General features: G+C 41.7%; 4 protein-coding genes and 1 pseudogene. All 5 read left to right on the forward strand.

All coding sequences use genetic code 11. The features are described from left to right. The first annotated feature begins 999 nt into the window (after window positions 1–999). Window positions 1,000–1,359, forward strand: a complete 360-nt coding sequence (locus HA41_RS19020) for a GtrA family protein (protein ID WP_094122064.1) — start codon at window positions 1,000–1,002, stop codon at window positions 1,357–1,359. Beyond that, the gene (locus HA41_RS19025) at window positions 1,356–2,279 is read left to right on the forward strand and encodes a glycosyltransferase family 2 protein (protein WP_094122065.1); all 924 of its coding nucleotides are present in this window, start codon (window positions 1,356–1,358) and stop codon (window positions 2,277–2,279) included. Before HA41_RS19020 ends, HA41_RS19025 begins: the two co-directional genes overlap by 4 nt. After that, window positions 2,276–2,731 (forward strand): hypothetical protein, encoded by a 456-nt coding sequence (locus HA41_RS19030; protein ID WP_094122066.1) that lies wholly within the window; start codon window positions 2,276–2,278, stop codon window positions 2,729–2,731. The genes HA41_RS19025 and HA41_RS19030 overlap by 4 nt, the downstream gene beginning before the upstream one ends. Further along, complete coding sequence (locus HA41_RS19035; RefSeq protein ID WP_094122067.1) at window positions 2,718–4,028, forward strand: DUF6056 family protein; 1,311 nt, start codon at window positions 2,718–2,720, stop codon at window positions 4,026–4,028. The genes HA41_RS19030 and HA41_RS19035 overlap by 14 nt, the downstream gene beginning before the upstream one ends. A 723-nt stretch (window positions 4,029–4,751) precedes the next feature. Then, a pseudogene (locus tag HA41_RS20870) lies at window positions 4,752–5,851 on the forward strand (IS3 family transposase); the annotation flags it as partial.

Genomic DNA, 5,851 nt, shown 5'->3' on the forward strand with positions numbered 1-5,851 from the left:
GCCATTTGCAAACTGTCGACATGCTCCTCATCTGCCAGCAGTATAACTGACGTATATCATTGCAGATAATACGGTAATAAATCCTACCTGCCTCGCTGTCCGCTCCAATGTCCGGTCCGCCCGACAGGCGTAAGAGTGCAAAACAGCCGTGAGAAGGTCAGCGGCGCTTAGTGCCCTGCCCGATCAGTATACTCAAAGAGCTATTAATGATAATGAGAAAGCTGCCAGCCTGCCTGACCTCAATTGCTGCATTAATAGGATTAATACAAGTTACTAACATCGATTTGCCTTGCGAAATTACGCTTTATTTTCAACAAAGTAGTTAAATAACGAGACCAGCTTAAGCAATTATATTTAAAGTACATTACCTATTTCAGAGAGGACTTATGAGGGAATAATAATTCCTGGCGATTTCAATGTTAAATATTTTAGCCATGGTCATAAGGAAAGAAGTACTACTACAATTGAGCTACTACCTCTAATAATTTTCGAAATTAATCTTGCTGCAATATCAGTATTAATCATAATACGCGATGCGTATCAGAATCAGTATTACACTTACCACCATCATCTTAGGCCAGATCGGGATGCTTTAGCCTGCACCCGCAATCGTGGCCAGGCTAATGATAAATAATAGAAAAATATTATTTTTTAAAAAACATCAACAATTGAGCTTTTTCGTTGGCCCACCTAACAAGCGCCCTAAAAACTATGGATGTTGTTAGTTTAGACTGTATGGATACACAGCCTCTTGTTGGTATAATCGATCATGTTGGACCAGCTCTTAGTATGTGGATCTGGTTATGTCACAACAGGGAATGGTTGGGGGTACAGTAGGCGATTGCCGTCCAAATGCGGCTTGTTCAGAGAGATATCAGGCCAGTTATCCTCTACACTGCGGCCTTTTGCTTATCAGCGTTGAAACAGCTTTGTGATCGATTCCTTGATCATCTGAGCCCTCAATGACAAAATCTCCTATCCTCTTTTTTGGAACATAACATGGTTCGTTTATTTACTCGCTACATGACCATTGGCGTCTTAAACACCCTCATTCACTGGTGTACGTTTGCCATCTGTATAAAAAATGGCCAGACACAATCGCTGTCAAATTTCATTGCTTTCTGTGTAGCCGTTACGTTCTCATTTTTCGCCAACGCTAAGTGGACGTTCAGCGCACAAGCCACGACGCTTAGGTATATGATGTATGTGCTTTTTATGGGTATGGTAGCGATGCTTGTAGGCTCATATGCTGATCGAATGCGCATAAATCCCATTGCCACGCTGGTCGTTTTCTCCGCTATCAGTCTGGTTTGCGGATTTCTTTATTCAAAATATATTATTTTCAGGGAGAGAAAATGAAAATATCCCTAGTCGTTCCGGTATTTAACGAAGAAGAAGCTATAAATATCTTTTACCGTGAGGTAAGAGGCTTTACGCAATTTGGCAACTGTGAGGTTGAGATCGTTTTTGTCGATGATGGAAGCGCAGATTCAACCGCTTCTATAATGGAAGAAATTGCCAGACGTGACCCGTTAGTTAAAAATGTGTTCTTTACACGTAACTTTGGCAAAGAACCTGCTCTGTTCGCTGGTCTTGAAAAAGCTAGCGGCGATGCAGTCATCCCCATTGATGTTGATTTGCAGGATCCTCTTGAGGTTATTCCTAAGATGCTTACCAAATGGCATGAGGGTGCGGATGTTGTTCTGGCTAAGCGTGTTGATCGCTCTTCAGACAGCCACCTCAAGAGAAAAAGTGCTGAATGGTTTTACCATCTTCATAATCTTATAAGTAAGCCCAGGATAGAAGAAAATGTGGGTGACTTCCGCCTTATGTCACGAGAAGTAGTTGAAAACATTAAATTACTTCCAGAAAGAAATCTGTTTATGAAAGGTGTGCTGTCCTGGGTAGGCGGAAGAACTGATGTTGTTGAGTACGTTAGGGCAGAACGCGTAGCTGGTTCGACCAAGTTTAACGGCTGGAAGCTTTGGAATCTTGCCCTTGAGGGTATTACATCGTTTTCAACTTTCCCCCTACGAGTTTGGACATACATCGGTTTCATCGTTGCTGCGCTCTCTTTTCTCTATGGCGTAGGGATGATCATCGATAAAATGATATGGGGAAATCCTGTAGCAGGTTACCCATCTATATTGGTGTCGATACTATTCCTTGGTGGCGTGCAATTAATAGGTATCGGGGTACTCGGTGAGTACATTGGCCGGATCTACATTGAGGTTAAACAAAGACCTCGTTATGTTAAGAAAAGCGAGAATAAATCGTGATCTCTTCAGGGAAATATAACAAATTAGCTCGATATGTCTTTTTTCTAGGATTAGCGGTCTCCGTTATAGTGCCTTTAATATTTTATAAGTCATTTAATAAAATTGTTTATGCTGAACCCGCTAAAGCTACTGCCGACAATAGTAACATTATGTTCAATGTTGACCAATGCGAATACCGTAATGGGAAACTGTCAATCCGCGGATGGGCCACACCTAAGGAAGGCGTTGGCGACATTATGGTTTTCGTAAATATTGATGGCAAAACGCTAAAATTACATACCGGTCAGATTAAACGGGTAGATGTAAGTACTGCCATGAATAAACCTGGATTATATGACAAGTCAGGGTTTTCTGCTTCAATCAATATTGAGAAGGAAGCAAAATCAATCGAAACGCTAATACAAATTAGCAAGGACAACCATATTTACCTGGTGAAACATGACTGTAAATAATTTAAGACCCTTAAAGATTCTTGGCGTTATCTATGTAGCGACAATATTATTTTTTATTGCCGTAAGCCTTCATACATGGGGAGCAGATGATGACAAATATTTTAGTGACGCCTTAATAAATCGTAGCCTATTCGATTTTCTTAATTTCCGTTACCATACATGGACCGGAAGAATTCTGATTGAAGGGATCATGGTGATGACAATCAATCATCCGTGGTTTTTTAAAATTATGATTCCTTTGTCGCTATGCGTTATGGCTGCATCAATGGTTAAGCTGGCAGCTAAAGATCGCAACGTGGGTATTTTTACTTTCTGCTTATCTATTACTCTCCTTTTATTAATTAATGGAGATGTGATGGGTGAAGCATCCTGGTGGGTTACTGGTTCCTATAACTATCTTCAGCCAATCGCTGCAGGACTTTTGTCTCTCGCTATTTTTTATACTAATAGGCATGGGCCTCTATGGACAAAGCTATTATCTTTGGTTTTACTTGTTTTTTCATGCTTTAACGAAATTTATTCCATTGTATATGCAATTCCCGCAATCATAGCTATTACTATTTCGAGAAAAGACTACGGTAAATATAGTGCAATATATTTAATTTCTTCCTTGGTCACCACAGGGTTTGCATTAACCGCGCCAGGAAACCGAGAAAGATTTTATAAAGAGACAACGCGCTGGTTTCCTGATTTTCCCAACTTCAACATCATTGATAAGGTCGCATTAGGCTTCGACAGGCTTAGTTCACACCTGACAGAACAAAATGTTTTGCTTTTGGTCTTTATAGGATTACTTGTTGCATGCGTCACTTTGCAGAAAAAGACCATTTCAGGATTGCAACTTATATTGATGGCCGTTCTTACCTTTAAGTTTGCCTTATTTTTTATTTTTACTCGTTATAGCTATCCGTTAAAAGCGTTTACACACTTCGAGTTTTTAGATTTCGGCAACATTGCTGATATCAAATTCTTTTTCCCCTATGCATTTTCACTTTTTTATTTTATTTGTTTGTATTTCACTCATGCTGACCTTGTGCGACACAGTGAGAGACATAATAAACTTACCCATCATCTTTATTTTAGGCATTGCTTCTGTCGTTATGATGGGGTTAAGTCCGACAGTGTATGCATCAAGCTTTCGAGTGGTTTTTATTTTTTGATCTTTCTATTATATACATTATTCTTTACCTGGCATTCAACAAGATACAACTCATCAGGTCATAAAGTCATATGGAAATCTCGGCCAGGCGGCCGAGTTTCCCGTGCAAATAGTAATCATGAATTGTTCTTTACTTAATTAACCTCTATCCTGCTTTGGTTTTCGGAACATAGCTTTAACATGTTTACCCTTTTCTCCTTACTAAGTAATTTACTCTCACCAAATTAACTGTGTAGCAGTTTTAATAACTCGCGGTTTTATCTAAGGGTTCTGCTTCAACTCAACATTTTATGAGCACATCACACTTTAAAAAGAGTGGATTAATAAAATTACATTCTTTTGTACCCCTTAATTTAATTTTAAAAAAATAATTTCCTAAGGTTCAGGGCGGTTCTTTCAATCGATTAATTGTACAGGTTTGTTACACTACAATTATTCCTGTAAGTTAATACACCCGGTTTATAAATATATTAATTTGCTCAGAATGATATCAATCTGAGTAAAGAGAACATCGCGGTTAAGCGAGATGTGATAGTTCAAAATAGCTTAAAATCCAGCCAAAAAATATAAGGCTCGTCTATGTTTTTTCTTGCTGTTTAGCTCGCAGGTCAGCAGTGAATAAGCATGTTCAAAAAAGCTGCAGTTAACAGATTGTGATCAATAAATTATGGTAAAACGAGCGGTGAGTAATTTATATTTGTATTAAACTCGACACGCGCTCAAAAATGACTATTCGTAGTCCCTCTGGCACAGACAGGGAGAGAGGCAACGATGATAGCTGATATTCGTCACCTCCCGTGAATCGCCACGGGTTTAACAGACACCTCAGAGTCATTTAAGATGGCTTAAAGAGAGGTGCCCATGAGCGGTAAGCGTTATCCCGAAGAGTTTAAAATTGAAGCAGTCAAACAGGTTGTTGATCGCGGTTATTCTGTTACCAGCGTTGCAACACGTCTCGATATCACCACCCACAGCCTTTACGCCTGGATAAAGAAGTACGGTCCGGATTCTTCCGCTAATAAAGAACAGTCAGTTGCTCAGGCCGGGATCCGCCGTCTCCAGAAAGAGCTGAAGCGGGTTACCGACGAACGGGACATATTAAAAAAACCGCGGCGTACTTCGCAAAGCAGTCCGACTGAGGTACGCCTTTATCCGTGACAACACCTGTTGCTGGCCTGTTCGCCTGCTCTGTCGGGTGCTGGATGTTCATCCCGGTGGTTTTTACGCCTGGCTTCAGCAGCCGCATTCACAACGCCATCAGGCAAACTTGAGACTGACAGGACAGATTAAACAGTTCTGGCTGGAATCGGGATGCGTCTATGGTTATCGCAAAATCCATTTGGATCTGCGGGACAGCGGTCAACAGTGCGGAGTGAACAGAGTCTGGCGACTGATGAAACGTGTCGGGATAAAGGCTCAGGTCGGGTACCGGAGCCCGCGGGCACGTAAAGGCGAGGCCAGTCTCGTGTCGCCCAACAGGCTCCAGCGACAGTTCAATCCGGATGCTCCGGATGAGCGCTGGGTAATGGACATAACCTACATCAGGACCCACGAAGGCTGGCTGTATCTTGCCGTGGTTGTTGATCTGTTCTCACGCAAAATTATCGGCTGGTCCATGCAATCCCGGATGACAAATGACATTGTCCTGAACGCACTGCTGATGGCTGTATGGCGGCGTAATCCCAAAAACAGGTGCTGGTTCATTCGGATCAGGGCAGTCAGTACACAAGCCATGAGTGGCGTTCCTGAAATCACACGGCCTGGAGGGCAGCATGAGCCGTCGCGGTAACTGCCATGATAATGCGGTTGCAGAAAGCTTTTTCCAGTTGTTGAAACGCGAACGGATAAAGAAAAAGATCTACGGAACGCGGGAAGAAGCCCGCAGCGATATTTTTGATTACATCGAAATGTTTTATAACAGTAAGCGTCGGCATGGTTCTGGCGATCAGATGTCACCGGGC

Source organism: Pantoea conspicua, assembly GCF_002095315.1.
Lineage (GTDB): Bacteria > Pseudomonadota > Gammaproteobacteria > Enterobacterales > Enterobacteriaceae > Pantoea > Pantoea conspicua.

Coding starts and splice junctions, on each gene's coding strand:
- HA41_RS19020 (WP_094122064.1), top strand. CDS start 1,000: ATGGTTCGTTTATTTACTCGCTACATGACCATTGGCGTCTTAAACACC.
- HA41_RS19025 (WP_094122065.1), top strand. CDS start 1,356: ATGAAAATATCCCTAGTCGTTCCGGTATTTAACGAAGAAGAAGCTATA.
- HA41_RS19035 (WP_094122067.1), top strand. CDS start 2,718: ATGACTGTAAATAATTTAAGACCCTTAAAGATTCTTGGCGTTATCTAT.